This is a genomic window from Psychroflexus aestuariivivens, from assembly GCF_004010055.1.
Classification (GTDB): domain Bacteria; phylum Bacteroidota; class Bacteroidia; order Flavobacteriales; family Flavobacteriaceae; genus Psychroflexus; species Psychroflexus aestuariivivens.
The window spans coordinates 43255-68140 of record NZ_RQVT01000044.1; the positions used below are offsets into that span (position 1 = coordinate 43255).

Here is a 24886-nt window from a genome sequence, read left to right on the forward strand (position 1 = left end):
AATTTATCGTTTTTCGAATCTCAAAATAGCATTTTTCGGCTTTAAACTTATTAAAGGCAGGATTTCAATATCATCTTTCACTTTTATAATTTTAAAATCCTTTAGCAATCGATTTAAAACTAAAATAATTTCATACATCGCAAAGTTATTACCGATGCATTTTCTTGGGCCAGCACCAAATGGAAAATAAAATGAGCTTACTTTTTCATCATTCTGAAATCTTTCAGGTTGAAATTGTTTAGCATTTTCCCAATATTTATCACTGCGATGAATTTCAAAAATTGAAAATAAAAGATTTGTATTAGGTGAAACCTGAAAACCCTTAAACTCATCTTCAGCAATATTTTCTCTGTCTATAAAATAAACTGGTGGAAATAGTCGCATAGATTCTTGAATAACACACTCTGAATACGAACTGTGTTTTAAAATGTCGAAAGAAGCCAGATTTGCTTTTTTATTTTGTAAAATTTCATCATAAAGCTTATCCTGAACTTTAGGATGTTGTGCAATAAGTTGAGTAGAAAAACTCAACGCATTTGCAGTGGTTTCGTGACCAGCGATAAATAGAATCAATATCTCGTCAATCAGTTGTTCTTCGGTCATTTTAGATCCATCATCGTACGTTAAATTCATCAACATATCCAGTAAATCTTTGCTTTCGGTAGTTGTTTCTCTTCTTCGATTGATAATTCGAAGTAAAATTTTGCGGGCTTCTTCGCTCAAAGCAAGATTTCGTTTGAGTTCACCTGAAAGATTGAACCACCATTTTTTATAAGGTTGGCGAAGTTCTTTAACTAGCATTTTCTGAGTTTCCTCAGTAATCAACTGCAAACGATTGATTTCTTCTGAACCAATAGCATCACTAAACAGACTTTTGACAACAACTTTGAAAGCCAAATCATTGAAAATAGGAAAAACGTCAATCTCTTTGTCAAGCTGAATCCTATTCAATTCTTCATCAATGGCTGAAACCATATAATCCAGAAGCGTATAAAGGTTTTTGCGATGAAATGCTGGTTGAATCAATTTTCTTTGAAATTTCCAGTCTTCACCTTCTGAAGTTAACAAACCCTGACCAACATATTTAGCTAAATCTTTGGTTTGAATTTCAGATTTTCTGTAGTTCTTTTGATTTGTTCTCAACGCATGTAAAGCAAAGTCTGCATCACGAGAAAAAACAACAGAATTACCAAAACCTAAGTTAAGTCGAAAAGTATTTCCTAATTTTTCAAAATTTTTGTGATGAAAAGGAAGTGGATTTTTGAGAATACTCCCTGCATTTTTAAAAAACTGGTAGGAAGGTACTTGGGGAAATTCAGCGTTTACAGCCATAAAATAAAATTGTATTAGAAAAAACCACCATGCTTAGGTGTTTTAATTTTTCCTAGATGTTGATAAGCAGCTTCAGTGACTTCGCGACCACGAGGAGTACGATGAATAAAGCCTTTTTGAATTAAAAATGGCTCATAAACTTCTTCAATAGTTTCTGCATTTTCACTCACAGCTGTAGCCAATGTATTCAAACCCACTGGACCACCTTTGAATTTATCAATAATCGTCAGTAAGATTTTATTATCCATGTCGTCTAAACCAAATTTGTCAACATTCAATGCTTTCAAACTGTACTTGGAAATTTCGATGTCAATTTTTCCATTTCCTTTTATTTGCGCAAAATCTCTGACTCTTCGAAGTAATGCATTAGCAATTCTTGGGGTTCCGCGGCTTCTACCGGCAATTTCAATAGCAGCTTCCATAGTAATAGGGACATCCAAAATTGCAGCACTTCGTAATAAAATATCGCTAAGCAATTCTGTAGTATAGTATTCTAATCTGTTAGAGATGCCAAATCTGGCTCGCATTGGCGCAGTTAATAATCCTGAACGTGTTGTCGCACCGACAAGTGTAAATGGATTAAGATTAATTTCTACGCTTCGTGCATTTGGCCCAGACTCAATCATGATATCGATTTTGAAATCTTCCATAGCTGAATATAGATATTCTTCTACAACAGAGCTTAATCGGTGAATTTCATCAATAAATAAAACATCTCTAGGTTCTAGATTTGTTAGTAGTCCAGCTAAATCACCAGGTTTATCAATAACAGGACCAGAAGTTATCTTAATTCCTGTATTTAGTTCATTAGCTAAAATGTGTGCAAGCGTAGTTTTGCCAAGTCCAGGCGGACCGTGAAACAATGTATGGTCTAAAGCTTCACCTCTAAGATTAGCCGCTTTCACAAAAACTTGAAGATTTTCCAGTACGTGAGATTGGCCTGCAAAATCATCAAAAGAAAGTGGTCTTAAAGCGCGTTCAACTTCTTGCTCCTGGTCAGAAAAATGATTTCCTGTGGCATCTAAATTCTCATTCATTTCACAAAGATAGCAAATAGATATCTAAACTTAAGATGTTGAAGTTAACTAAACTAAGCTTTTTAAATAAAAGAGAAGAGTAATTAAGGCTGGATGAAAAAAAGAATTAGAATGTTCTTAAAAACTAAAAGCCTTTTATCTTTTGATAAAAGGCTTTTAGAAAAAATTAAAGTATTTTTAGTGATTCAACTCTTCTTCATTCTCTCGCAAAGGTACATTCTGTGGAATATAGTCTTGGCCTGGAATGACATAATCAGTATCTTCATTATTTCGTTTACTATAATCATAAGGCCAACGATAAACTTTTGGTATTTCGCCAGGCCAATTTCCGTGGATATGTTCAACAGGTGTTGTCCATTCTAAAGTGTTAGAACGCCAAGGATTTCGAGTTGCTTTCTTTCCATAGAAAATTGAGCTTACAAAGTTGTAGACAAAGAATAATTGTCCAGCAGCTGTTATGAATGCAAATACAGAAATTAAAACATTAGTATCCGCCAAATCATCGAAATATGGGAACTCGGTAAATTTATAATAACGTCTTGGTAAACCTGCCATTCCTATAAAATGCATTGGAAAGAAAATTCCATAAGCTCCAACAGCGGTAATCCAAAAATGAACATAACCTAAATTTTTGTTCATCATCCTACCAAACATTTTCGGGAACCAATGATAAACACCAGCAAATAAACCATATAAGGCTGAAATACCCATCACTAAGTGAAAGTGAGCAATTACGAAATAGGTATCGTGGACGTTGATATCCAAAGTACTATCTCCGAGTATTATTCCGGTTAATCCTCCAGTGATAAAAGTTGATACAAGTCCGATGGAAAAGAGCATTCCAGGGTTCATTTGAAGATTTCCTTTCCACAATGTTGTAATGTAGTTAAATGCTTTTACACCAGAAGGAATTGCAATCAATAAAGTAGTAAATGTAAATACAGAACCTAAAAACGGATTCATTCCAGAAACAAACATGTGGTGACCCCAAACAACAGTAGATAAAAATGCAATTGCAAGAATAGAAGCAATCATCGCTCTATAACCGAAGATTGGTTTTCTTGAATTTGTTGCAATAACCTGTGAAGTAATTCCAAGTGCAGGAAGCAAAACAATGTAAACTTCAGGGTGTCCTAAGAACCAGAATAAATGTTCATATAATACAGGAGAACCACCTTGATAAGACAAAACTTCACCTTGGATATAAATATCACTTAAGAAGAAGGATGTACCAAAACTTCTATCCATTAAAAGTAATAAACCCGCAGATAATAAAACAGGAAATGAAACTACACCAATAATGGCAGTAACAAAGAAAGCCCAAATAGTTAATGGCAATCTTGTCATAGACATTCCCTCTGTTCTAAGATTCAATACTGTAACGATATAATTTAAAGAGCCTAAAAGAGACGAGGCAATGAAAATAGTAATAGCAACTAGCCATAATGTCATTCCTAAACCAGAACCACCTATAGCTTGTGGCAATGCACTTAATGGCGGATAAACTGTCCAACCAGCAGATGCTGGTCCAGATTCAACAAAGAAAGAGGAAACAATAATAACACTTGAGATAAAAAACAACCAATAAGACACCATATTAAGGAATCCAGAAGCCATATCTCGAGCTCCAATTTGAAGTGGAATAAGCAGGTTACTAAAAGTACCACTTAAACCAGCTGTCAAAACATAGAACACCATTATTGTTCCGTGGATAGTAGAAAGTGCTAAATAAATACTAGGATCCATAACACCATCCTTACCGAATCTTCCAAGTAAAAACTCATAAATCCAGAAACTTTCATTTGGCCAAGCCAATTGAAGCCTCATCAATAAGGACATAGAAATCCCAATAAATCCCATGATTAAACCTGTGATCAGATATTGCTTAGCAATCATCTTATGATCGGTGCTAAAAATATACTTTTCTATGAAAGTCTGCTCATGATGATGTCCATCGTCGTGGGAGTGATCATTTGCAAGAGTTTGTGCAGCTACTGACATATATTCTTTATTTTATTAAAATTAATTTTGGGCTGTTAATTCTTTAAAAGTCTGCTGTTCTGAAATCCATTTCTGATATTCCTCTTCAGTTTCAACAACTATTTTCATTTGCATATTGTAATGACTTGTTCCGCAAATCTTGTTACACAACAAATAATATTCAAATTCATAAGTTTTGTCGTCACCACTAACATTATCATCGTTTTTACGAATTTCGTTGATTCTTTTGACTTTATCAATCATGTATTCACTATTTCGGATTTCTTTAGAAGTTGTTGTAGGTGTAAATCCAAACTGGGTAACCATCCCTGGAACAACATTCATTTGAGATCTGAAAAATGGAAAATACGCTGAGTGCAATACGTCTTGAGATCTAAATTTGAAAAGCACTGGACGATCTTTAGGTAAGTGTAATTCATTGACAATAATATCATCCTGAGAATAAGGGTCATTTTCATTTAAACCTAGTTGGTTTACACCTTCAATAAGACGAACATTAGCCTCTCCTAAAGTTCCATCCTCTCCAGAATAACGTGCACGCCAGTCAAATTGATAAGCATAAATTTCGATAACTAAAGTGTCGTCTGTTTCTTCAACATTCATTATTTCTGACCAACCAAATAAACCATAAATAATTAATCCTGATAGAACTATAACAGGAATTATAGTCCAAATAAATTCTAGTTTATCATTATCTGCATAAAACAGGGCTTTTCTACCTTCTTTACCTCTATATTTATAAGAAAACCAATGAAGTAGGAACTGTGTAATAACCTGAACAAACATGATAATCGCTAATGATATAAAAAATAATTGATCGTACTCAGAACCATGTTCTGAAGATGCTTCTGGCAAATAGAATTTACTCAAGTTCCAAAACGAGTAAATCATTAATCCATAAAGGAATACAATAAAAGCCAAGAATATTTTTCCTTGATTTTGGTTGTCTTTATTGTCCGCAATTTGTGTATCATTACTATCTATTGGTTTAGATAGCTTGAATATTTTGGATAATTGCCAAAATGTGATTCCAAGTAACGCTACAACGATTATAATAAGAAGTGCTGTCATTTTCAATCTTACTTTTTATAGTTTAATAATGAAAGTTTTCACTTTCTTTTAAATATGGGTTATTTTTCACAGTAAGCGGTGCTTTGCCTAAAGCGCTAAATATTGTAAATATAAATATTCCACCAATTAACAAAACAGAACTTATTTCAGGAATTCCGATAAACCATGATTCACCAACAGTTCCAGGCATTATTAATACAAAGAAGTTCACATAATGACCTACTAAAATTATTATTCCTGATAGTACGATAATCCAATTAATTCGTTTGAATTCTGAATTAATTAGAATTAACATTGGCAGTGCCCAGTTCAAAATTACTGTTCCTATGAATAATACAGGATAGTCTTCTAGTCTTGTTATAAAATAAGTAACTTCTTCTGGAATGTTAGAATACCATATCAAAAGAAACTGAGAGAACCAAAGGTAAGCCCAGAATATACTCATCCCCATCATAAATTTTCCTAAATCATGAATGTGACTGTTATTAACTTTTTCAAGATAGCCTCTACTTTTCAAATAAATAGTTACAAGTGCTATAACGGTAATTCCTGAAACGAATATGCTGGCAAAAACAAACCATCCAAACAAAGTACTGAACCAATGCGTATCGATACTCATAATCCAATCCCAAGACATTATAGATTCGGTAACGATAAAGAATACCAAAAATCCAGCTGAGAGTTTAAAATTCTTTTTATGCAATTTCATACTGAAATTGTCGTCTTGTTTTCTTGAATTCTTAATGATAACCTTTGAAAACACGATCCAACCAATAATAAAGATCGCTGCTCTTATCAAAAAGAAAGGAATATTTAAGAAAGCTGTTTTATTCTGAATAATTTCATCGTGAGCTACAACTTCGGGATCCATCCAAATGAAAAGGTGATTCAAGTGTAAACTAGATAAAACTAGCAATACATAAACCAAAATTCCGCCAGGAACTAAGTAGGAAGCAATGCCTTCCATTACTCTAAATAAAAGAGGGGACCATCCAGCTTGGGCAGCATACTGTAAAGCATAAAATACAAAAGCACCAAGAGCAATTAGAAAGAAGAACAAAACTGGCACATAAATAGCTGACCAAGGTTTATTCTTCAACTGATGGTAGACATGTTCAGCGTGTTCGTCTGCGTGCGCATCATCTGATTCGGAAGAATGACTAGTAGCCATGGCTTCTCCACCACCGTGTGCGCTGTGTTCTTCATGGAGCATTTCCTTAACATCTTCTACAGATGCTGGTGTATCCATGAAACCGTAAATTAAACCTATTGCTCCTATGATAACAAGGATAATAGAAAATATTTTTATTTTACTTGACATTGTGTACATAATATCTCAGCTTGGTATTTCTATTAACTATTTAGTTGATTCTTCAGTTTCAAATTCTCTTCCTTCTTTGCCTTCTAAGTCAGCTTTAAGCTTCATCACGTAATGGTCGACCATCCAAAGTTCTTCTGTGTTCATTTGTGAGGCATAAGAGCCCATTGTATTTATACCGTACCACATGACGTGGAAAACGCTACCTTCAGTTATAGCTCTACCTTGATCGTCGTAACCTGGCACACCAAGGATTTTTTCTCTTTCTACCAAGTAACCTTTACCATTACCTTTATCACCATGACAGGTGGCACAATAAATCTCGTATAATTCTTTACCCTTTTTTAGGTTTTCCTCAGTATAAGGTAATTCATTCTTGAGTTCTTCTTTAGCTTTGTCATAGCCCTCTGAATCGTCAGAGTATTCGTAAGGAGTGAATCCTCTAGAAATTGTACCTTCTACTGGCAACTTAGCCTCTGCCTCATTTGTAAAAATTTCGTATTCACCATAAGTATCATAAGGTACTGAAACATACATGTTTGGAAAGTACTGATAATTTCGCTCATTTTTATCTGAACAAGATATAAAAGTTAGACCTAGAGCGATTGTAAATATGATTGACAAACTTCTCATAAAATTATTTATTATCAATTAATTTAATTTCTGATGCACCAGATTCATGGAGTGTTTCTGCAATTAGCTGAACATTAGCTTCATTTACAGGAACTTCCATCAAGAATTTATCATCAGTGGTTCTCACATCAGGGTTTTCAGCTTCTTTGAAAGGCCATAATTTACTTCTCATATAAAAAGTAATAACCATCAAGTGAGCTGCAAAAAATACCGTCATCTCAAACATAATAGGCACAAAAGCTGGCATATTTTCAATATAACTGAAACTTGGTTTTCCACCAATGTTTTGTGGCCAGTCTTCAATCATTATAAAATTCATCATCAATGTGGCGACTGTTAAGCCAACCAATCCATATAGAAAAGATGTAATAGCCAATCTTGTATGTGGCATTCCCATCGCTTTATCTAAACCGTGTACTGGAAAAGGACAATATACCTCACCTATTCCATACTTTTTCTTGCGCATAGCTTTCACAGCTTGCATCAAGATGTCATCATCTGTAAAAATTGCATGTAAAACTTTGGATGCCATTTTAGTGTTCTTTAGAGTTAAACTGTGCTTTAAAATCTGGTAAAGGCTCTTGTTTTGGTGTTTCGTACAACTGAGCATCGTCACCTTTTTCAGCTCTAATTTTCTTATATTTTTCTCCTGAAGATTTCAATATAGATTTTACTTCAGCTTGTGCAATCACAGGGAAAGTTCTTGAGTAAAGTAAAAACAATACAAAGAAAAAACCAATGGTACCTATAAATATACCTATATCAACAAATGTTGGCGAGAACATTGTCCAAGCAGATGGCATATAATCTCTGTGAAGTGAAGTTACAATAATAACAAATCTTTCAAACCACATTCCAATATTCACAACGATAGAAATAAAGAAAGAAAACATAATACTTCGTCTTAACTTTGGAAACCACATGAATTGCGGAGAAAAAACGTTACAAGTCATCATCGCCCAATACGCCCAAGCGTAAGGTCCAGTAGCTCTATTTAGAAATGCGTACTGTTCGTATTCTACACCAGAATACCAAGCCATAAATAATTCAGTAATATAAGCTACACCAACAATAGAACCCGTAATCATAATTACTATGTTCATTAATTCAATATGCTGAATAGTAATATAATTTTCTAAGTTTGATACTTTTCTCATTATGATAAGCAAAGTATTTACCATGGCAAATCCTGAGAAAACCGCACCAGCAACGAAGTAAGGTGGAAAGATTGTCGTATGCCAACCAGGAATAACAGAAGTTGCAAAGTCAAAAGATACAATAGTGTGAACTGAAAGCACTAAAGGTGTTGCTAAACCAGCCAAAACCAAAGAAACCTCCTCAAATCTTTGCCAATCTTTTACTCGACCTGACCATCCGAAAGACAATATACCATAAATTTTCTTTTGAAAAGGCTTTACCGCACGGTCACGAATCATTGCAAAATCCGGTAAAAGTCCAGTCCACCAGAATACTAATGATACCGAAAGATAAGTTGAAATCGCAAAAACATCCCATAATAAAGGGGAGTTAAAATTCACCCATAAAGAACCAAATTGGTTCGGTATTGGTAATACCCAATATGCTAGCCAAGGACGTCCCATGTGAATAATCGGGAAAAGTCCAGCTTGCACTACAGAGAAGATTGTCATAGCTTCAGCAGAACGGTTAATCGCCATTCTCCATTTTTGTCTGAAAAGTAAGAGAACTGCAGAAATTAAAGTTCCGGCGTGACCAATACCAACCCACCAAACAAAGTTAGTAATATCCCAAGCCCAACCAACTGTTTTGTTGAGACCCCAAGTACCAATTCCTTCTGAAATGGTGTAAATTATACAGCCTAATCCCCAAAGAAAAGCGATTAATGCAATAGAAAATACTACCCACCATGATTTATTTGCCTTACCTTCTACAGGCTTTACCACATCCAACGTAACGTCGTGGTAACCTTTATCACCTGTTACTAAGGGTTTTCTTATAGGCGCTTCGTAATGAGACATAATTTAATATAAATTTATTCCTAGTTAATTTATTATGCTTCTGTTGTGTTTCTAACTTTTGTTTGATACATCACATTTGGTTTTGTACCCAAATATTCCAATAGGTGATACATTCTTTCGTCTTGTGATTTAGCAAAGACTTCGCTTTCTTTATCATTTACATCACCAAACACCATTGCTCCTTTATCACATGCAGCTGAACATGCCGTATGGAATTCTCCATCCTCAATAACTCTTCCCTCACGCTTAGCATCCAAAATTGTTTTTTGTGTTTTTTGAATACACATAGAACATTTCTCCATCACACCACGAGATCTAACTGTAACATCTGGGTTTAAAACCATTCTACCCAAATCATTATTCATGTGATAATCGAATTCATCATTCTGATTATACAAGAACCAGTTAAATCTTCTCACTTTATAAGGACAGTTGTTTGCACAATATCTGGTTCCAACACATCTGTTGTAAGTCATGTGATTTTGACCTTGACGACCATGAGCTGTAGCCGCAACAGGACAAACCGTTTCACAAGGCGCATGATTACAATGCTGACACATTACTGGCTGAAAAATTACCTGAACATCTTCTTCACTTGCAACTTCCAATTCACCATAAGTATTAATAGCGTTGGTCAGTCCTGAAATATCACCTTTCTTATCGTAATCCTCTTGAATTGAATTTTCTGAAGAATAGTAACGGTCAATTCTTAGCCAATGCATGTCACGACTTTTTCTAACTTCAGATTTACCAACAACTGGAACATTATTTTCACTATGACAAGCAATGACACAAGCACCACATCCTGTACAAGCATTCAAATCTATAGAAAGATTAAAATGATGACCAATAGATCGGTCAAATTCATCCCATAAATCGACATCTGGGCTTGTAACTTTTGTTTCAACATGATTAAGTGAAACTTCAGGTATTTTATTCCATTCTTTTCGATCTTTTGTATTAAAAATCTCCAAACTAGTTTCTTTTACAATATCTCTACGCCCCATCATGGTATGATGAAGTTGTACACAAGCAAACTCATGTACACCACTAGTTTTTTCAATACTGACGTTTTGGACTAAATCAAAATTCTTATATGCAGGGTAAGCATTTACACCTACTTGCATTTCTTCCTGAATTGATTCAGTTTTACCATAACCAAGTGCAAAACCAATTGATCCAGGCGCTTGACCAGGCTGAATAATTACTGGTATATTATTTATTGTTGAATCACCAACTTTCAGATTCACGTAATCTCCATTCAGTGCACCATTAGCTACATTAGAATTTTCCAAACCTAATGAATCTGCATCTCTTTTGGATATAGTAATATAGTTATCCCAAGATGTTCTTGTTACAGGATCTGGCATTTCTTGCAACCATGGATTATTTGCTTGACGACCGTCACCCAAAGAGGTTTTGGTATACAAAGTTAGTTCCATACCATCACTTTCTCCAGACAACAAATTTCTTGCAGATGAAGCTAAATTCTGACTATCTTCTAAAACTTCAACAGACTCAAGTTCACTGTCGTAAGAAAAGAATCCATCGTGCAAAGAAGTATTCCAAGACATTCCTTCAAAATTATTTTTGAAAGTATCTTTTATAAAATCATAATATTTTTGATCACTATCATTCAATCTTAACAAGCAGTCTTCAAACTGTTTTGTGTTGAAAAGCGGTTGTATTGTAGGCTGAATTAAACTGAAATCATTTTTTGTAAACCTAACATCACCCCAAGCTTCTAAGTAATGAGGAGTTGCTGCAATGTATTTACAATGTTTAGCAGTTTCGTCTTTTTTCATACTGAAACTCACAGTTGCGTCAACATTTTTAAGAGCAGACACAAACTCTTCAGAATTTGGCAAAGTAAAAGCAGGATTTACACCAGCAATCATCAAAACACCAACATTTCCAGATTTCATATCAGAAATCAAATTGTTTATTTCTGAGTTTTTACCTTGTCTTATCAAGCGTGGATTTTCAACATCCATCACTTCACTATTTAATTTTTCATTTATAGCTAAAGCCATTGCTTGAGCAGCTTCAGATTGAATACCAGTCACAAAAATAGATTTTGATCCAGATTTTTTCAACTGTGCTACAGCCGCGCTAACTTCAGCCTTCATCTTATCGCTTAGATTTGTTGAAGCAACATTTCCAACGATTTGATTATAAACCTCTACTAAAACCTGTTTTTGAACAGAAGGTTTAGTCGCCAAACGTCTGTCAGCATTAGCGCCAGAAAGAGTCATATTAGCTTCAAACTGAATGTGTCGTGACATTTTACCATCTTTAGGCACACGGCTTTTAGCATAAGAACTATCAAAACCGCCACCTTGCCAGTCACCAAGAAAATCAGCTCCTACAGAAACAATTGTTGAAGCTTTTGAAAAGTTATAATTTGGTAATGCTCGCACACCATATTTTGTTTCAAAAGCATTTAGAGCAGCCTCTTCTGAAACTGAATCATAAATTACATGCTCTACATTGGCATGTTTTTCTTTAAACTCTTTTACCAATCGATCAGTTGAAGGCGAAGCAAAAGTTTGAGTCAACAAATAAGTTTTCTTAGCAGAATTAACTTTCAAATCACTTTTAAGTGAAGTAAAAAATTCAGTCCAAGTCGCATCTCTTCCTTCAATTTGAGGATTCTGAAGACGTTTTATATCATATAAATCCAAAACTGAAGCGTGAACTCGGGCTTTACCACCTGACATCACACCAGAATCAGCATTATTATCAATTTTTATTGGTCGACCTTCTCTGGTTTTGACCAAAACACTAGCAAAATCAAAACCATCCGCTATTGTAGTTGCATAAAAATCAGCAACACCAGGAACAATTCGCTCAGGCTGAACTACATAAGGAATCGATTTAACAACCGGTCCTTCACAAGCTGCTAAAGAAGCTGCAGCAGTACTAAAACCGACGTATTTAAGAAAATCACGTCGAGATGTTTTTGAACTTTCAAGCGTCTCTTTGTCGCCTAAAAATTCATCTGCAGGAATATGTTCTGCAAATTCATTTTGCTCAAGCGCTTCAACTAAAGAACTGTCGTCTTTAAGTTGCTCAGCACTTTTCCAATATTTCTTTTCTGATGACATATTGAATCTTAATTTTCTTAATTATTATTAATAGTGACACTTTCCACACTCCAGGCCTCCCATTTCGGCGGCTGTCAATTGGTCAACATCATACTTTTTGGAAAGTTCAGCGTGAATTTTTTCGTAATAAGCATTACCTTCAACCTTCACATTAGTTTCTCGGTGACAATTAATACACCAGCCCATTGTTAATGGCGCATCTTGGTACATTATTTCCATTTCTTCTACCGGACCATGACATTGCTGACATTCGATACCCGCAACCGAAACGTGTTGAGAGTGGTTAAAATAAGCAAGATCAGGAAGGTTATGTATTCTAATCCATTTCACCGGCTTTTCTTCACCAGTATATGATTGAGTTGAAGGATCCCAACCAGTTGCATCATATAATTTCTGGATTTCCTTATCGTAGAATTCTTTCGAATAATCTTCAGTTGCTGTTTCTTCAGAAACCTCAGCAATTTGTTTATGACAATTCATACAAACGTTTAGTGAAGGAATTCCAGAATGCTTGGAAACTCTAGCTGATGAGTGACAATATTTACACTCAATCTGATTTTCACCAGCATGAATTCTGTGTGAATAATGAATTGGCTGAACAGGTTCGTAACCCTGATCCACACCAACTTGCATTAAGAATCCATATCCACCCCAAGCCACAGCGAGCAATACAACAACAACGCTCACCAAAACTAAAAATTGATTTTCAGCGAAAGCAACCCAAATTGGTTTTCCTTTAGGCTCATCTTCTTTTACCGGAACACCGTTAACCTCTGCAAATCTTCTCAGAGTCTTGTTGACTAAGTACAAAATCACTGACAGCATCAACAAAACAAAAGCTAAAATCCCTAAAACAATATCAGTAGAGACTCCTCCTCCACCCGCGGCCGCTTGCGCGCCAGTAGCTGCGACATCCTTTTTTGGCTCTGGTTTCGGCTGCTCTACGTAAGCAAGAATATTATCAATATCTTGGTTGCTTAACTGCGGGAAAGCATTCATTGACACTTTATTCCACTCCTCGTAAAGTTGAACTGCCTGAGGGTCACCGGCTTTTATAAGTTCCTGACTGTTTTTAATCCACTTATAAAGCCACTCCATTTCACGACGATCTGTAACTCCATGAAGTTTTGGACCAACGGCATCTTTATAACGCTTATGGCAAGCAGCACAAAGTGAATTAAAAAGCTCCTTCCCTTTCGCAGAATCAGCTCCAGGAATTACTTCTTCCTGCGAAGATGTCTCAGAGGGTTCTTCAGTTTTTTCCGACTCAGAAGTAGTTTCTGTATTGTCCTGACTGAAAGATGTTAAGCTAAAAACAAAAAGAAGTAGTAGCAATAAATACTTCAAATTCAATGGGCGTTCCATCACCTTTTTCATATTAATAGTGTTAACTTTTAACCTGATACAGTCCAAAAACATGAGACTTTTGTATCAAAAAATTGACTACAAAAGTAACACTAAATGAACGTTTATGGAATACCAACACATGTTAAATGTCAATTTATAATCTTTCTAAATTAAATAAAATTGTCATTTTGCCGATAAAATGTAATTTTGTTGAAAACCTAATAAGATGAAATTTAATTTGTTAAAAGCTGTAACATTCATTTGCTTTCTATTTTTTATAAATGTTTTGAGTGCACAAGAATTATCGAAAAACGAAATCGATAAAATTGAAGCGTTGATTGAAAAAAAACATAAAATGCACGCTAACAACGAACTAAAAAGCACTTATCGTTTACAGATTTTCTCTGGCTCACTAAGCAATGCTAAAAAAACTCGTGAAGAATACAACAAATTGAATCTCCAAATTGAATCTGTCATTGTATATGAAGAACCAAATTATAAAGTTTGGGTAGGCAATTTCAGAAGCCGAATTCAAGCTGATCGCACTTTTACTAAAATCAAAGAAGACTACCCAAATGCTTTAATTATTAAACCAGGAAAGTAAATAGTTTCTGATTTCTCTTTGTTTGATAAACCTTTTTTAGAAAACTTTCGTAAATATTAATAACGATAATTTGTAAGGATTCTTTTCCTTTATCGAATAATTTAGTATTTAATAATGTTGAGCGAACCCAATATAATTTATAAGTTTAAATAATAATTTTAAAAAGATAAAACACATGGCAGATTCTTATTACGATCCAAAAGACTTAAGAAATTTCTCTAAAATCACAGAATGGAGTGAAGATTTAGGTGACAAATTTTTCGAATATTATGGTAAAGTTTTTGAAGAAGGTGCGCTTTCTGCAAGAGAGAAATCACTTATAGCACTTGCCGTTTCTCATGTGGTAAAATGTCCATATTGTATAGATGCTTATACTAAAGACGGATTGCAACGAGGCATCACCAAAGAAGAAATGATGGAAGCTGTTCATGCGGGCGCGGCTATTGAGTCAGGCGCAACCTTGGTTCATGCAACGCAAATGATGAAAAAATACGACAAGTTGAGTCATTAAGTATCTTTCCTAATCCCGAGGATTTCTTAAAAATATTCAACTCTAAGATGCTTCAAAAATCATTAAAATAAAATCATCATGGCGACTAAATCACTTCTGGCAAGACAACATAGAATGGCAAAAGCGGAAAAGCAATTGGAGTTTTTGGAAGATGGAATTTTCAAAAATGGTGAGTTGCCAAGCTTCAATAAGCAGCTTGAAAAAAGTAACGATTTTCCGTTGAAGCCAAAACAGTTAGAAATTTTGCAAATCAATCTTGGCTACATGTGTAATCAAGTTTGTGCGCATTGCCATGTAGATGCAGGTCCAGATCGAAAGGAAATTATGACCAAGGCAACAATGATGGAATGTTTGGAGGTTATTAAAAAAACAAAAGCTCATACTTTAGACCTTACTGGTGGAGCGCCAGAAATGAATCCAAATTTCCGATGGTTTGTAGAAGAAGCCTTCAAAATAGGTGTTAAAGATTTCATCGTTCGTTCTAATTTAACCATTATTCGCGCCAACAAAAAATATCACGATTTGCCAGATTTTTTCAAAAAACACAATGTACACGTGGTGAGTTCAATGCCACACTGGACGCGTGGAAAAACAGACAAACAGAGAGGAAGTGGTGTTTTTGACAAATCCATTCAAGCATTAAAAGATCTAAATGAAGTTGGTTATGGCTTGCCAGAAAGTAAATTAAAATTGGACTTGGTCTACAATCCTTCTGGCGCATTCTTACCTGGAAATCAGGAAGAATTGCAGGCTGATTTTAAAAAAGCTTTATTAGAAGATTTCGGAATTCAATTCCATGAATTGTTCGCCATTACGAATTTACCTATTTCACGCTATTTAGATTATTTAATTGCTTCAGACAACTACGAAGATTATATGTATTCTTTGGTTGAAGCCTTCAATCCGGCTTCAGTAAAAAACGTGATGTGTCGCAACACAATTTCCATAAGTTGGGATGGCTGGCTTTATGATTGCGATTTCAACCAAATGTTGGAACTCAAAGTTGATAGTCCTGTCAAACATATTAGTGAATATAAAGAAGATTTGCTTCAGAATAGAACAATAATAACATCACAACACTGCTATGGCTGCACAGCTGGCTCTGGAAGTAGTTGCCAGGGAAGCTTAACTTAAATCAATTTTCGTGAAATTTTTCTCCATATTCTTCATTCTTTTTAGTCAAATTTCTGCTGGACAAGAAACGATTGACGTGACTTTAGCAAATTATAACAATGGCAGCGTTGAATATATTAGTGTTCAAAATTTAAAAAATCTATTGAATAAAAAAGATTTTATTTTGCTCGATGTCAGAACGCCAAAAGAATTCAATATCAGTCATATTAAAAATGCAGAATTCATAAATTATGAGGATTTCAACTTGTCTAATATTGAACGCAAGTATCATAAAAACAGCCAGATTATTGTGTATTGTTCGGTCGGCGTTCGGTCCGAAAAATTTGGAGAAAAACTAATTGAAGCTGGGTTTAAGAATATCAAAAATCTGTACGGCGGAATTTTTTTATGGAAGAATTCAGGTTTCAATGTTGTTGATTTTCAAGAAAAGCCAACAGAGAATATTCATGTATATCACAAGCGCTGGGAACATTTATTAACCAAAGGCAATGCTGTTTCAAATTAAAAAAAAATGTCTGAGCAAGAATTACTCATCGTGTTCACGAAAAATCCTGAATTAGGTAAATGCAAGACGCGTTTAGCAAAATCCATTGGCAATGCGTCTGCCTTGGATGTTTACATTCACTTGATTAAGCATACCGCAAAAATCGTTGAGAAGTCAACAGTTGATGTTGCTGTGTTTTATTCAGAATATGTTGAAAATAATGATTTTTGGTCAGATGAAACTTGTCAAAAACACGTTCAGATTGAAGGACATTTAGGAGAAAAAATGAAAGCTGCATTTCAATATGGATTTGAAAAAAATTATTCTAGAATCTGTGTGATTGGTACGGATTTATTCGATTTGGAAGTTGCAGATATTACAAATGCATTTCAAAAATTGAAGTCAAAAGATCTAGTTTTCGGTCCTGCAAATGACGGCGGTTATTATTTGATGGGTATGCGAAAAATGATTCCCGAAGCATTTCTAAAAAAAGCCTGGAGTACAGAAAGTGTCCTTGAGCAAACTTTAGAAGATACAAAAAAACATAGTTATTCTTTACTAAAAACTAAGAATGATATTGACACAATTGATGATTTGAAAAAACATTCAGAATTTAGTCGGTATTGGTAATTAGCTTTTTAAGTTCGGACAGCATAAAAAACACCTCAAGACCTATTTCCAAAGCACGTTTCTGATACATTTCTTCAGCAAAATCAGTATTATCAAATGCTTTTGGATCATCATAAGTCGTTCTGAATCTTTGTTTAGCTCCAGGCACAAAAGGACAGTTTTCATCAGCTTCAGCACAAGTCATTATTGCTAAAAAATTTTGATGTGGATTAGATTCATCATCGAAAGTTTTCGAGAAACAAGTTGTAAAGTTTTTTTCATCGAAATAAACTTTATATCTAGGATTTTCTATTTCAGAACCCGATTCGACTTCAATTTTGAAGCCCAATTCTTTTAAAGCTTTAATAGCGTTATTATTGAACGAAGTCACTTCTGTTCCTCCTGAAAAAGCTTTTAAATTTTCAATATTGAAAAAGTGTGAAATAACTTCAACCCAAATTTGTCCAAAATGACTTCGCCTAGAATTATGTGTGCAAATGTAAATTAGCTTGGCTTCACCATTTTCAGAGAGTTCTGATTTAATTTGTTTGGAAATTTCAATTAAAATATTACGCCTGATTTCAGGAATATTTTCAATTTCATTTTGAAATTTTGTGAAGTGATGTTGAATTTCAGAAAACATAATTTTTACTTGAATTTGAATTTAATATTTCCATCGGTTTGCCAAAGCGACAAGCGAAAGCATGACTGGGACTTCAATTAAAATACCGACAACGGTGGCTAAAGATGCGCCAGAATTTAAGCCAAATAAAGAAATGGCAACAGCAACCGCCAATTCAAAGAAATTACTAGCGCCAATCATTGCTGAAGGTGCACAAACATTGTGTTTCAACTTCAGATAGCGACCGACAAACCAAGTGATAAAAAAGATGAAATAAGTTTGGATCGTTAACGGAACGGCGATTAATAAAATATCGAATGGTTTTTCGAAAATTCTATCGCCTTGAAATGCAAACAACAAAACCAATGTAGTGATGAGCGCAATCATAGAAACAGGTTTCAGTTTGGGTAAAAAAACTGAGTTAAACCACTTCAAGCCATATTTTTTGATTAAAAAAGTGTTCGAAATGAATCCGGCTAATAGCGGAATAACTACAAAAATTAGCACTGAGTAAATAAGCGTGTCGTAGGGAATCTGAATACTGGTGACATCTAAAAGTAATTTCACGATTGGAATGAATAGCACAAGTAGAATTAAATCGTTTAGCGATACTTGAACAAGCGTATAATTGGCGTCGCCTTTAGTAAGATAAGACCAAACAAAAACCATTGCAGTACAGGGTGCTGCACCTAAAATTATTGCGCCGGCGATGTATTGTTGTGCGTCTTCTGGTGACAAATAAGCCTGAAAAATCTGATCTAAAAATAGCCATGCAAAAAAAGCCATTGTAAAAGGTTTTACCAGCCAATTGATGACTAATGTGAGACCAATGCCTTTGCTGTTTTTTGTGACATTTTTGAGCGATGAGAAATCGATTTGAACCATCATCGGATAAATCATCATCCATACCAAAATAGCTACAGGAATATTGACTTTAGCGACTTCAAGTTCACTCAGAAAAGTAATTGAATCTCCAGCAATTCGCCCAATACCAATACCTAATAATATTGCTAAAATAACCCAAACACTAAGGTATTTTTCAAATTTTCCCATTTGTAGAATTTTTATATTCTTTTTAAAAATGAATTAGCAACATCCGGATTCGGGAGTGCAGCATTCTGTGGATTCTGCTTTTCCTTCGAGTTGTTCTTTTGGGTCTGGAATGCCACATTTGTCTTTGGCTAAGCAATCGGTAAGTTTGCTGATAAGCTGAAATTTTCCATCATCGAAATCCAAATGATATTTACCAATAGTTTCACCTTGATATTCTACTTCTACTTCAAGTCTGTCGTTAATAAATAGCTTTTTCTCGGAGAGGTTAATGATGTTTTTTAATTTTTTAGGTTGCAATCTGTGATCTATATCGTCAGCATTCCAAAGTTGAAAATTCACTACTTTTTCATGGCGTATTGTTCCGCCGCAATCAATAAAATCTTTAGTGACTTGACCGACTTCTGTCACATGAAAATGTTCAGGGACAATCTCCTTATTCGGCAGTTGAAATTTTAAACTTTCGAGGGTTTCTAAATGCTGTTTAACTTCTTTAAGTGTCATAATTAATAAGTTCTAAATTGATTTAAATTTAATTTTCTTAGCAACAATCATCATCAACGTTTTCTGGATAACGGTCGAAAAGCGCATTGAAAATCGATTTGATTTCAATCCATTTCTTTGCATTAATGCAATAACAAATTGAAGTGCCTTCTATATTTCCTTTAATTATTTCTGCGGTTTTCAATTCTCGTAAGTGCTGGCTTATTGTAGCTTGTGCTAAACCAAGTTCTTCGACCAAATCCCCGCAAATACAGGTTTCAGATTTCAACAAATACTCTAGAATTGCAAGTCTTGCCGGATGCCCAAAGACTTTTGCGATTCTGGCAAATTCATTTTGTTTGTCTGTGAATAAATCTGATTTTGTGATTCCCATTCTTAATATTATTATATTGCAATATTACGATAAATAAAATATCTTACAAAAATTATGAAGAATGTTTTCAACTTCTTCAACTTGATAAAGTCCTAAGAATGTAAATTTGCAAGCTCACTAAAAAATCAAGCATGTTAGGACGTTGCGTCTGCCTTTTTATCTATTTCAGCCTAAGTTTAGGAATTGCACAAAACAAAAAGGAATATAATATTTTAAGACAAGAAGAATCGGCTAAAATTGACGGAGACTTGTCCGATGATGTGTGGCAAAATTTGGATGTTGCTACCAATTTCACTCAATTTACACCTAACCTAAATCTAGCGGCAACCCCAGACCGTAAAACTGAAGTCAAACTTTATTATAATGATGAAGGTATTTTTGTTTCAGCAAAATTGTATGACAATCCAAACAAAATAATGAGTCAAAACACGATCCGGGACGAATTTGGCCAAACCGATTATTTCACTTTGGTTCTCAACCCAAATAATGATGCACAAAACGACACTCAGTTCATTGTTTTCAGTTCAGGCACACAGGCAGATGCTTTATCCTCACCTAGCATCGGTCAAGATTTTGGATGGAACGCAGTTTGGGAAAGTGCGGTTCAGAAAACAAGTTTTGGTTGGCAATTAGAAATGAAAATTCCATACAGAACGCTCAGATTTCCTAAGACAGAGATTCAAACTTGGGGTGTTCAATTCAGAAGATATTTTCGCCGTGAACGTTCAGAATACGCTTGGAATCCTATAGATAGAACCAAAGGTTATGAGGGACTTTATCACGGACGCTTGGTAGGAATACAAAATTTAGAGCCACCTCTTAGATTGAATTTGTACCCTTTTACAACAGGAATTGTAAATACGATCGGCAATCAAACATCGACAGACTTTAAGCTTGGTATGGATCTGAAATATGGAATTACAGACAATCTAACGCTTGATGCTACACTTATTCCAGATTTTAGCCAAGCAAGGTTTGACAATGTTGTATTGAATCTTGGACCATTTGAACAGACTTTTGCAGAACAGCGACAATTTTTCACAGAAGGTGTTGATCTCTTTACAAAAGGGAATTTATTTTTTTCTAGACGCGTTGGTAATGCACCAACAGGTTCTTTAGATTTGGATGAAGATGAAGTTTTAGAAAATAAACCTGAAGAAGTAGATCTTATCAATGCCATTAAAATGTCTGGTCGCTTAAAGAGTGGACTTGGTATAGGTGTTTTTAACGCCGTGACAGAACCTACGAAAGCTATTGTTTTGGATACGCTTCAAAATGAAGTAAGACGAAGGAAAGTGGAACCACTTTCCAATTATAATATTTTGGTGGTCGACCAACAATTCAACAGGAATTCGTCGGTAAGTTTAATCAATACAAATGTAACCCGTTCTGGAAATTTCAGAAATGCAAATGTTACAGGAGCCTTATTCGATCTCGTCAATAAAAACAATTCCTATGGTTTGGCTGGTGAAGTAAAAATGAGTTACATCAATGAAAATGATAGTGCGACTTCAGGTTTCAGTTCTGCGCTAGAAGTTGCTAAAATTAGCGATCAATATCAGTTTTCTATAGGTCATGAATACGCAGATAAAAAGTATGACATTAACGATTTGGGGCTTTTGCTGAGAAATAATTTCAATAATTTTAGAGCAAATGCATCTTACCGAATATTTGAACCTACTGACAATTTTCAAAACTATAGAATTAGTTTTTCATCACTTTATAAACAGCTAGCAACACCAAATACTTACACAGGTTTAGAATTAGGCGCAGACTTTTTTGCTAATTCACCAAAGCTTGACACTTATGGGTTCAATGTTGCTGCGGAACCAGGCAAACAATTTGACTATTTTGAACCTCGTGTAGATGGAAGATTTTTTATCTATGAAAATTTTGCAAATTTCGGAGGTTTCCTTTCTTCAAATTACAACAGAACCTTTGCAGTCGATATTAGAACTAATATTAATACTTTTTTTGAAAGCGGCAGAGATTCTTATGCCTACAATTTTAGTATTGAACCAAGAGTAAGATTTAATGATTTTTTCTTTATGGTTTACAATTTCAACTATGACCAACGAATTAATGACAGAGGATTCTCGACTTTCTTGGAAGATGAACCCATTTTCGGAGAGCGCGACAGACAAATTTTAACCAATAGCATTTCAGCTAATTATAATTTTAACTCTTTTCACGGTTTAAAATTACAGCTTCGCCACTATTGGGATTCAGTTTTATACGATGATTTCATGTATAATCTAAAACCAAACGGAAGACTTCTAGAAAACGAAAACCTCCCAAAGTCAGCTTTAGCAGAAAGCCCAGACATCAACTTTAGCACTTGGAATCTGGACTTGAATTATTCATGGCAATTTGCTCCCGGCAGCTTTATTACGGCTTTATACAGAAACCAATTATTTAGCAATAATACTGAGGCTCAGAAAAATTTTGAAACCACTTTCAGTAATCTATTTCAGCAAGACATTCAGCATACTGTATCGGTTCGACTTCAATATTTTCTTGATGTGAATTCAGTAAAATCTGTATTCACTTCTGAAAAGGGTTAATTTTTTAAAAATTCACTCACTTCCTTGACCGTTTTTTTGGCGGAACGACCAACGCCAATAATCGTGGCCGATGCAAATCCTGTCCAACCACCATAACCAACTAACCACAAACCATCAGTTTCTTTGGCTTTGGTTTTATCTGTTGGGATTTTACCTTTGTTGTCTATAGAAACTAAATTATGAAGAAAACCAGTAGTATAACCGAAGCCTGTGCACCAAATAATTACATCGATTTCTTGCTGTTCTCCGTTTTCGAAAATCACTTTTTTTCCATGAATTTTATCAATCTGTCCATGAGAATTCAGAACATTCCGCGATCTAGCATCTTTCACAGAGGGTAACATTACAATATTGCCAAGATTGTATTTTGAACTGTCTAGTTTTTCTCCTTTCTTTTCAGCATAATATTTAGCTGAAGCCACATCGAATAAAACACGACCATCCACATCGTCAGGAAGATATTCTGGTTCTTTTAGTGTAGACCAAAAAGTTTCTGCAACTTTAGAAACTTCAGCTAAAATCTGAGCACCAGAATTGCCTTCGCCTACGACTAAAACTTTTTTGTCTTTGAAATTTTCAGGATTTTGGTAATCTGAAGAATGAAGTTGCTCGCCTTCAAAATTATTTTTTTCAGAAATTTCTGGAATATATGGATTTTGAAAAGTTCCGGTTGCAGAAATAATACTTTTCGATTTGTATTTTCCTTTATCAGTTTCAATTTCGAAAATACCATCGGTTTTCTCTAAAGAAATGACTTTAACTGGTCGTTCTATTGGAAAATTATAACGCTTTTCATATTTGCATAAATAATCTACAACTTCAGATTTTATCGGAAATTCATTTTCAGTATTAGGCATTTGCCATCCTGGTAATGAACTATGTTCTGAAGGTGAAAAAAGGGTGAGAGAATTCCAAGTGTGTTGCCATGAAGCGCCGCATTGCTTTTGGTCATCCAAAATAGTGTAATCCACGTCTTTTCTTCTAAGGAAATAAGCACAAGCCAAAGCACTTTGACCAGCTCCAATTATAATTAAATCGTATATTTTTTCACTCATAAATTCAAAATAGGTTGAAATGTAAGACTAAACTTAGTCATTTATAAAGCCTAAGTTCTTTTTTGTCTTCTTGCAGGGTTTTTTGAAACCATAAATACACCAATAAAGACCAATGAAGCGGACACTATTTTTATAAAATTGAGTTGATCTGCACCTGAAATGATGGCAAAACTAATAGCTATGACAGGTTGCAAATAAACGAAAACACCCAAAGTTGAAGCTGATAATTGCTTGAGCGCATAAATATTCAATAAATAAGTCAAAAAAGTCGTGCCTAAAACTACAAATCCAATTCTCCAAATTGCAGAGAAAGGTAAGGTTTGCCATTCTATCTGGCTGAATTCATGCCATGTAATTGGTAAATTAATAATGACAGCACTCAGAAATAGCCAACGCATTAAGGTAATAGGATGGTAAGTACTTGTTAAAGGCCGAACTACGATAAGATATAAACCGTAGGACAAAGCATTTACAAAAATAAGGGCGTTACCAAGTGGAATATTTGGTGCGCTAAAACTTTGAGAAGGACCAAAAATAACCAAAGCCAAACCACCGAGTAAACCTAAAATAGCACCGGAAGCTTTAAGAATTGTAATTTTTTCTCGAATCAGTAAGGCCGACATGACGAAAACCAAAATCGGAGAAATAGTCACAATTACTGAACTGTTGATTGGTGTGGAAAGACTGAGACCTTTAAAAAACAATAGCATGTTGATTACCATTCCTAAAACAGCACTGAGTAAAATTCTAGGCCAATGTCTCCTTTGGATGCTTTCGTTTTTGATAAACAAACTGATCAGCCAAAACAAAATACAAGCGCCACCAACACGGATCAAAATAAAACCGATTGGGGGAACAAAATCTGGCATCAAGCCTTTGGCTAAGGTATGATTGACCCCGTAAATGCTAGTTGCACCTAAGGCTGCCAAAATCGCCAACACACGCTTACTCATTAAAAAAAGAGATCAAAGCATCGACGGTTTGCTTGTCATTTCCAACGAATATTTTGTCATCGTAAATAAAAATAGGTCTTTTTAAAAATGTGTAATGTGATAGAATATAAGATTTAATTTCATCTTCAGATAAATTTTCATCTTTCAAACCTTCTGCTTTGTACTTTTGGGCTCTTTTATTGAGCAAAATTTCATAAGATTTGGTTTTTTTATGCAAAAAATCAAGGGCATTTTCAGAAATGTGCGTTTTCTTGATATCCTGAAGAACGACATCTTCTGGTAATGAAAGTTTTCCTAAAATACGCTTACAGGTGTCGCAAGTTGAAAGGTAAAAGACTTTTTTCATTTGGAGATTTCAGATTTTTTCTTTTTGAATGAACGATAGACAAAATACAAAACACCAAATACTAAAATATAGGGAAAAGCCATAAGGTAAACGATTCCATCGTTAATGGCTTCTGCAGAACCTTGGTCAGCTTCAGTTTCTAGAACTGCGCGACACATAGAACATTGTGCATCTATATTTTGAACAGCTAGCAAAAACACTAAGCTGAATACAACGAATTTTTTTTGTTTAGAA

General features: G+C 34.7%; 24 protein-coding genes. 6 read left to right on the plus strand and 18 right to left on the minus strand.

Annotation, left to right across the window (positions count from 1 at the left end):
- Nucleotides 1–3: 3 nt before the first annotated feature.
- From EIG86_RS07685 to EIG86_RS07730, 10 genes are all read right to left on the minus strand, one after another.
- Nucleotides 4–1332 (minus strand): cytochrome P450, encoded by a 1329-nt coding sequence (locus EIG86_RS07685; protein ID WP_127845587.1) that lies wholly within the window; start codon nucleotides 1330–1332, stop codon nucleotides 4–6.
- A gap of 14 nt (nucleotides 1333–1346) precedes the next feature.
- A complete protein-coding gene (ruvB, locus tag EIG86_RS07690; RefSeq protein ID WP_127845588.1) occupies nucleotides 1347–2369 on the minus strand; it encodes a Holliday junction branch migration DNA helicase RuvB in 1023 nt (340 codons plus the stop codon).
- 177 nt (nucleotides 2370–2546) lie between these two features.
- Nucleotides 2547–4370, minus strand: coding sequence for a cytochrome c oxidase subunit I (locus EIG86_RS07695; protein ID WP_127845589.1), 1824 nt, complete (start codon nucleotides 4368–4370; stop codon nucleotides 2547–2549).
- A 21-nt stretch (nucleotides 4371–4391) separates the two neighbouring features.
- On the minus strand, nucleotides 4392–5441 hold the full coding sequence (locus EIG86_RS07700) for a cytochrome c oxidase subunit II (RefSeq protein ID WP_127845590.1): 1050 nt from the start codon (nucleotides 5439–5441) through the stop codon (nucleotides 4392–4394).
- A gap of 22 nt (nucleotides 5442–5463) precedes the next feature.
- A complete protein-coding gene (locus EIG86_RS07705) occupies nucleotides 5464–6771 on the minus strand; it encodes a quinol:cytochrome C oxidoreductase (protein ID WP_127845591.1) in 1308 nt (435 codons plus the stop codon).
- A 27-nt stretch (nucleotides 6772–6798) separates the two neighbouring features.
- Complete coding sequence (locus EIG86_RS07710) at nucleotides 6799–7392, minus strand: c-type cytochrome (protein WP_127845592.1); 594 nt, start codon at nucleotides 7390–7392, stop codon at nucleotides 6799–6801.
- A gap of 4 nt (nucleotides 7393–7396) precedes the next feature.
- Nucleotides 7397–7924 carry a DUF3341 domain-containing protein gene (locus EIG86_RS07715; RefSeq protein WP_127845593.1) on the minus strand — a complete coding sequence of 176 codons (528 nt, stop codon included), beginning with the start codon at nucleotides 7922–7924 and terminating at the stop codon, nucleotides 7397–7399.
- 1 nt (nucleotide 7925) lies between these two features.
- Nucleotides 7926–9389, minus strand: coding sequence for an NrfD/PsrC family molybdoenzyme membrane anchor subunit (nrfD, locus tag EIG86_RS07720; protein ID WP_127845594.1), 1464 nt, complete (start codon nucleotides 9387–9389; stop codon nucleotides 7926–7928).
- Nucleotides 9390–9421: 32 nt separating this feature from the next.
- Nucleotides 9422–12496: a TAT-variant-translocated molybdopterin oxidoreductase gene (locus EIG86_RS07725; protein ID WP_127845595.1), complete on the minus strand. Its 3075-nt coding sequence runs from the start codon at nucleotides 12494–12496 to the stop codon at nucleotides 9422–9424.
- Between the two features lie 27 nt (nucleotides 12497–12523).
- Nucleotides 12524–13873, minus strand: coding sequence for a c-type cytochrome (locus EIG86_RS07730; protein ID WP_127845632.1), 1350 nt, complete (start codon nucleotides 13871–13873; stop codon nucleotides 12524–12526).
- 196 nt (nucleotides 13874–14069) lie between these two features.
- On the opposite strand from EIG86_RS07730, the gene EIG86_RS07735 reads away from it, so the two are divergent.
- The 5 genes from EIG86_RS07735 to EIG86_RS07755 all read left to right on the plus strand — a co-directional run bounded on the left by EIG86_RS07735 (nucleotide 14070) and on the right by EIG86_RS07755 (nucleotide 17206).
- Nucleotides 14070–14447 carry an SPOR domain-containing protein gene (locus EIG86_RS07735; protein WP_127845596.1) on the plus strand — a complete coding sequence of 126 codons (378 nt, stop codon included), beginning with the start codon at nucleotides 14070–14072 and terminating at the stop codon, nucleotides 14445–14447.
- Nucleotides 14448–14622: 175 nt separating this feature from the next.
- A complete protein-coding gene (locus EIG86_RS07740) occupies nucleotides 14623–14958 on the plus strand; it encodes an arsenosugar biosynthesis-associated peroxidase-like protein (RefSeq protein ID WP_127845597.1) in 336 nt (111 codons plus the stop codon).
- Between the two features lie 78 nt (nucleotides 14959–15036).
- Complete coding sequence (gene arsS / locus EIG86_RS07745; RefSeq protein WP_127845598.1) at nucleotides 15037–16092, plus strand: arsenosugar biosynthesis radical SAM (seleno)protein ArsS; 1056 nt, start codon at nucleotides 15037–15039, stop codon at nucleotides 16090–16092.
- A gap of 10 nt (nucleotides 16093–16102) precedes the next feature.
- Nucleotides 16103–16597 carry a rhodanese-like domain-containing protein gene (locus EIG86_RS07750; protein ID WP_127845599.1) on the plus strand — a complete coding sequence of 165 codons (495 nt, stop codon included), beginning with the start codon at nucleotides 16103–16105 and terminating at the stop codon, nucleotides 16595–16597.
- Between the two features lie 6 nt (nucleotides 16598–16603).
- Complete coding sequence (locus tag EIG86_RS07755; protein ID WP_127845600.1) at nucleotides 16604–17206, plus strand: TIGR04282 family arsenosugar biosynthesis glycosyltransferase; 603 nt, start codon at nucleotides 16604–16606, stop codon at nucleotides 17204–17206.
- Here the strand turns inward: EIG86_RS07755 and EIG86_RS07760 are convergent.
- From EIG86_RS07760 to EIG86_RS07775, 4 genes are read right to left on the minus strand one after another with little or no spacing between them, the layout of a single operon-like run.
- Nucleotides 17190–17828, minus strand: a complete 639-nt coding sequence (locus EIG86_RS07760; protein WP_127845601.1) for a low molecular weight phosphatase family protein — start codon at nucleotides 17826–17828, stop codon at nucleotides 17190–17192. The genes EIG86_RS07755 and EIG86_RS07760 overlap by 17 nt on opposite strands.
- A 21-nt stretch (nucleotides 17829–17849) precedes the next feature.
- Nucleotides 17850–18860, minus strand: a complete 1011-nt coding sequence (arsB, locus tag EIG86_RS07765; RefSeq protein WP_127845602.1) for an ACR3 family arsenite efflux transporter — start codon at nucleotides 18858–18860, stop codon at nucleotides 17850–17852.
- Nucleotides 18861–18893: 33 nt separating this feature from the next.
- Nucleotides 18894–19361: a DUF6428 family protein gene (locus EIG86_RS07770; RefSeq protein ID WP_127845603.1), complete on the minus strand. Its 468-nt coding sequence runs from the start codon at nucleotides 19359–19361 to the stop codon at nucleotides 18894–18896.
- A gap of 37 nt (nucleotides 19362–19398) precedes the next feature.
- Nucleotides 19399–19734: an ArsR/SmtB family transcription factor gene (locus EIG86_RS07775; protein ID WP_127845604.1), complete on the minus strand. Its 336-nt coding sequence runs from the start codon at nucleotides 19732–19734 to the stop codon at nucleotides 19399–19401.
- A gap of 131 nt (nucleotides 19735–19865) precedes the next feature.
- On the opposite strand from EIG86_RS07775, the gene EIG86_RS07780 reads away from it, so the two are divergent.
- Complete coding sequence (locus EIG86_RS07780; protein ID WP_127845605.1) at nucleotides 19866–22298, plus strand: DUF5916 domain-containing protein; 2433 nt, start codon at nucleotides 19866–19868, stop codon at nucleotides 22296–22298.
- Here the strand turns inward: EIG86_RS07780 and EIG86_RS07785 are convergent.
- Genes EIG86_RS07785 through EIG86_RS07800 form a run of 4 tightly spaced genes read right to left on the minus strand, consistent with a single transcriptional unit; the run spans nucleotide 22295 to nucleotide 24852 of the window.
- A complete protein-coding gene (locus EIG86_RS07785; protein ID WP_127845606.1) occupies nucleotides 22295–23353 on the minus strand; it encodes an ArsO family NAD(P)H-dependent flavin-containing monooxygenase in 1059 nt (352 codons plus the stop codon). The genes EIG86_RS07780 and EIG86_RS07785 overlap by 4 nt on opposite strands.
- Before the next feature lie 50 nt (nucleotides 23354–23403).
- Nucleotides 23404–24306, minus strand: a complete 903-nt coding sequence (locus EIG86_RS07790) for a DMT family transporter (protein WP_127845607.1) — start codon at nucleotides 24304–24306, stop codon at nucleotides 23404–23406.
- Nucleotides 24299–24652, minus strand: a complete 354-nt coding sequence (locus EIG86_RS07795) for an arsenate reductase family protein (protein ID WP_127845608.1) — start codon at nucleotides 24650–24652, stop codon at nucleotides 24299–24301. The genes EIG86_RS07790 and EIG86_RS07795 overlap by 8 nt, the downstream gene beginning before the upstream one ends.
- A complete protein-coding gene (locus tag EIG86_RS07800) occupies nucleotides 24649–24852 on the minus strand; it encodes a hypothetical protein (RefSeq protein ID WP_240032191.1) in 204 nt (67 codons plus the stop codon). Before EIG86_RS07800 ends, EIG86_RS07795 begins: the two co-directional genes overlap by 4 nt.
- Nucleotides 24853–24886 lie beyond the last annotated feature (34 nt).

What these genes read in the sequence shown, in the direction of transcription:
- EIG86_RS07685 (WP_127845587.1), bottom strand. Translation starts at nt 1,332, where the DNA reads ATGGCTGTAAACGCTGAATTTCCCCAAGTACCTTCCTACCAGTTTTTT.
- ruvB (WP_127845588.1), bottom strand. Translation starts at nt 2,369, where the DNA reads ATGAATGAGAATTTAGATGCCACAGGAAATCATTTTTCTGACCAGGAG.
- EIG86_RS07695 (WP_127845589.1), bottom strand. Translation starts at nt 4,370, where the DNA reads ATGTCAGTAGCTGCACAAACTCTTGCAAATGATCACTCCCACGACGAT.
- EIG86_RS07700 (WP_127845590.1), bottom strand. Translation starts at nt 5,441, where the DNA reads ATGACAGCACTTCTTATTATAATCGTTGTAGCGTTACTTGGAATCACA.
- EIG86_RS07705 (WP_127845591.1), bottom strand. Translation starts at nt 6,771, where the DNA reads ATGTACACAATGTCAAGTAAAATAAAAATATTTTCTATTATCCTTGTT.
- EIG86_RS07710 (WP_127845592.1), bottom strand. Translation starts at nt 7,392, where the DNA reads ATGAGAAGTTTGTCAATCATATTTACAATCGCTCTAGGTCTAACTTTT.
- EIG86_RS07715 (WP_127845593.1), bottom strand. Translation starts at nt 7,924, where the DNA reads ATGGCATCCAAAGTTTTACATGCAATTTTTACAGATGATGACATCTTG.
- nrfD (WP_127845594.1), bottom strand. Translation starts at nt 9,389, where the DNA reads ATGTCTCATTACGAAGCGCCTATAAGAAAACCCTTAGTAACAGGTGAT.
- EIG86_RS07725 (WP_127845595.1), bottom strand. Translation starts at nt 12,496, where the DNA reads ATGTCATCAGAAAAGAAATATTGGAAAAGTGCTGAGCAACTTAAAGAC.
- EIG86_RS07730 (WP_127845632.1), bottom strand. Translation starts at nt 13,873, where the DNA reads ATGAAAAAGGTGATGGAACGCCCATTGAATTTGAAGTATTTATTGCTA.
- EIG86_RS07735 (WP_127845596.1), top strand. Translation starts at nt 14,070, where the DNA reads ATGAAATTTAATTTGTTAAAAGCTGTAACATTCATTTGCTTTCTATTT.
- EIG86_RS07740 (WP_127845597.1), top strand. Translation starts at nt 14,623, where the DNA reads ATGGCAGATTCTTATTACGATCCAAAAGACTTAAGAAATTTCTCTAAA.
- arsS (WP_127845598.1), top strand. Translation starts at nt 15,037, where the DNA reads ATGGCGACTAAATCACTTCTGGCAAGACAACATAGAATGGCAAAAGCG.
- EIG86_RS07755 (WP_127845600.1), top strand. Translation starts at nt 16,604, where the DNA reads ATGTCTGAGCAAGAATTACTCATCGTGTTCACGAAAAATCCTGAATTA.
- EIG86_RS07760 (WP_127845601.1), bottom strand. Translation starts at nt 17,828, where the DNA reads ATGTTTTCTGAAATTCAACATCACTTCACAAAATTTCAAAATGAAATT.
- arsB (WP_127845602.1), bottom strand. Translation starts at nt 18,860, where the DNA reads ATGGGAAAATTTGAAAAATACCTTAGTGTTTGGGTTATTTTAGCAATA.
- EIG86_RS07770 (WP_127845603.1), bottom strand. Translation starts at nt 19,361, where the DNA reads ATGACACTTAAAGAAGTTAAACAGCATTTAGAAACCCTCGAAAGTTTA.
- EIG86_RS07775 (WP_127845604.1), bottom strand. Translation starts at nt 19,734, where the DNA reads ATGGGAATCACAAAATCAGATTTATTCACAGACAAACAAAATGAATTT.
- EIG86_RS07780 (WP_127845605.1), top strand. Translation starts at nt 19,866, where the DNA reads ATGTTAGGACGTTGCGTCTGCCTTTTTATCTATTTCAGCCTAAGTTTA.
- EIG86_RS07785 (WP_127845606.1), bottom strand. Translation starts at nt 23,353, where the DNA reads ATGAGTGAAAAAATATACGATTTAATTATAATTGGAGCTGGTCAAAGT.
- EIG86_RS07790 (WP_127845607.1), bottom strand. Translation starts at nt 24,306, where the DNA reads ATGAGTAAGCGTGTGTTGGCGATTTTGGCAGCCTTAGGTGCAACTAGC.
- EIG86_RS07795 (WP_127845608.1), bottom strand. Translation starts at nt 24,652, where the DNA reads ATGAAAAAAGTCTTTTACCTTTCAACTTGCGACACCTGTAAGCGTATT.